Here is a 2,575-nt window from a genome sequence, read left to right as displayed (position 1 = left end):
GGGGCAACAGCTTCATAATACCCGCTATCAGTCGGGCGAGACGATTATCCGTTACCGATTCCATCCCCGTTACGGGGAAACGGTTACTGTTGCCGGGCGCAATCGTCGTGGTGACGAGGTCAGTCTGACCATCCGCCAGCCTGACGGCACACTGGCGCATCTGCCGATCTGGATGACGGAAGATCAAGCGAAGGCGATGATGATGACGGAGCGTCCCCGTCTGCCGCTGGCGTATCTGCACGAACTTCGTCTTGAGCTCGATGCCTGTCTAACCTTGCTGCGTGACGATTCCCGTCACGAAGGAGGAGACAAGCATGAAGCAACGGCAACCCTGTCACCGCCAATTCGATCTCTTCGTGCCCAAGACCCCACCGGTGCCGGTAGCAGCGTCCGAGCGGACGAAGCTATTGCCACTGGTGAGCGCGCTGCTGTCGGAAACACTCAGCGTCCCCGCAGTGACGGAGGCCGGCGATGAAGATCACGTCTGACCACCTGGCGCGCGGCGCCTTCATCTACATTCGGCAATCCACCGTCGATCAGCTTGCCAACAATCATGAGAGCCGGCGGCGTCAATATGGACTTGCCGACCGTGCCCATGCTCTTGGCTGGACGGATGTGACAGTCATCGACGACGACCTTGGCCGCTCGGGGTCGGGCGTCAGTCGTCCGGGCTTCGAGAAGCTGTTGGCAGCGATCTGCGAAGGCCGCGTCGGTGCCGTCTTTGCGATCGAAGTGTCGCGTCTGGCGCGCAATGGACGCGACTGGCACACGCTGATCGAATTTTGCGGACTGGTTGGCACGGTGATTGTCGATGAGGATGGAATCTATGAACCACGCCATCCAAACGATCGGTTGTTGCTGGGCATGAAAGGGACGATGAGCGAACTCGAACTGTCGCTCCTGCGGGCCCGTTCGATGGAAGCCTTGAAGCAGAAGGCACGACGGGGCGAGCTCTTCTTCACGGTAGCTGTCGGCTATATGAAAATGGGCCGCGACAAGATCGAAATGGATCCAGACCTGCGTGTGCGAGAGGCGATCGGGTTGGTCTTCACCCGCTTTGCCGAAATGCAAAGCATCCGCCAGGTGTTCTTGTCGCTTCGAAGCGACCAGATCGCGCTGCCGTACCTCAACTCCAGGAACTCCGGACAACGGCAGGTGCTGTGGAAGCTTCCGGTCTATGCGACGGTGAGCAATCTTCTCACCAATCCTGTTTATGCCGGCGCTTACGCCTTTGGCCGAACCGGAAGTCGGACGATAATCGAAAACGGCCGCAAGCGAATCGTGCGCGGCCGTCGCAAAGATCGTTCAGATTGGGCTGTCTTGCTCGTTGACCATCACGAAGGCTATTTGTCCTGGGCGGAGTTTGAAAGGAACCAACGGCTGATCGCTGACAATGCCAACGGCAAGGGCATGATGGTGCGCGGGCCGGTGCGCAAGGGGGAGGCTTTGCTCGCGGGCCTGCTGCGCTGCGGCCATTGCGGCCGCCGCCTGCTTGTCAGCTACAACGGCACCAAGGGCGATGTCGGCCGCTATAAGTGTGACGCCACCCGAAGCAACCCTGGCGGTGATCCCTGTATCTCGTTCGGCGCACTGCGCGTCGACGAAGCGGTGGGCGTCGAGATCGTGCGGTTGCTGCAGCCGCTCGGCGTTGAAGCGGCCATCCAAGCGATCACGCAGTGCGAGCACCAGTCTGGCGAAAAACAGCGCCAGATCGAGTTGGCGCTCGAACAGGCGCGATATGAGGCAACCAGGGCGCACCGACAGTATGACACGGTCGACCCCGACAATCGTCTGGTAGCTGGCGAACTTGAGCGACGGTGGAATGGCGCCCTCGCGAGCGTACGCGCTCTCGAGGAAGAATTGGAGGCCCTGCTGCGACAGCGGCCGGCAGCTTTGGGCGTCGAGGAGCGCCAGCGTCTATTGCAAATGGGGGCCGATCTGGAGGCTGCCTGGCATCATCCGGCGGCCACTTCCGTCACGCGCAAGCGTATCGTCCGGGTCGTGTTGCGCGAGATCGTGGCACAGGTCGAGGGTGACGAGGTTCATTTGTTGTTGCATTGGCAGGGTGGCGATCACACCAGCCTGACGGTGAGAAAGAACCGGCGGGGTCAGACGCGGTGGTGCGTCGAGCCTGAGACGGTGGAGTTGATCCGCGCCTGCGCACGAATGATGCCTGACAAGGCCATTGCCGGCATGCTCAACCGGATGGGAAAGCGGACAGGTCGATCGAATGGATGGACACAGTCGCGTGTCCGGGGCTTCCGCAATACGCACGACATCGCGGTCTACAGGGATGGCGAATGGGCCGAGCGCGGCGAAGTTACGTTGACTGAAGCCGCCAGCATGCTCAATCTGAGCCCTGCGACGGTCCTTCGCCAGATTCGCGCCGGCATCATCCCTGCCCAGCAATATTGCATGGGCGCACCTTGGGTTATCAAACGAGGAAATATCGAAGATTCGCATCTGATCGAGCGGATCAAGTCGTGCTCCAAGGGGCCGCCATCATCAGATTCGGATCAGAAGACCCTTGTCTTTCAATAGCGTAACGAGATGGGCATTATGACGTGGGACCAGG

2 protein-coding genes are annotated in these 2,575 nt (G+C 60.4%); both read left to right on the top strand.

Annotation, left to right across the window (positions count from 1 at the left end; translation table 11 throughout):
- A partial coding sequence (locus G6N73_RS35255) for a hypothetical protein (RefSeq protein ID WP_165034477.1) occupies positions 1-475 on the top strand: 475 nt, incomplete at its 5' end.
- The gene (locus G6N73_RS35250) at positions 472-2,541 is read left to right on the top strand and encodes a recombinase family protein (protein WP_165034476.1); all 2,070 of its coding nucleotides are present in this window, start codon (positions 472-474) and stop codon (positions 2,539-2,541) included. The genes G6N73_RS35255 and G6N73_RS35250, both read left to right, overlap by 4 nt.
- The last annotated feature ends 34 nt before the right edge of the window (positions 2,542-2,575 follow it).

It is taken from the genome of Allomesorhizobium camelthorni, from assembly GCF_011045125.1.
Classification (GTDB): Bacteria; Pseudomonadota; Alphaproteobacteria; order Rhizobiales; family Rhizobiaceae; genus Allomesorhizobium; species Allomesorhizobium camelthorni.
Note: the sequence above shows the minus strand (reverse complement) of the source record. Positions and strands in the feature narration are given on the sequence as shown.

What these genes read in the sequence shown, in the direction of transcription:
- G6N73_RS35250 (WP_165034476.1), top strand. Translation starts at nt 472, where the DNA reads ATGAAGATCACGTCTGACCACCTGGCGCGCGGCGCCTTCATCTACATT.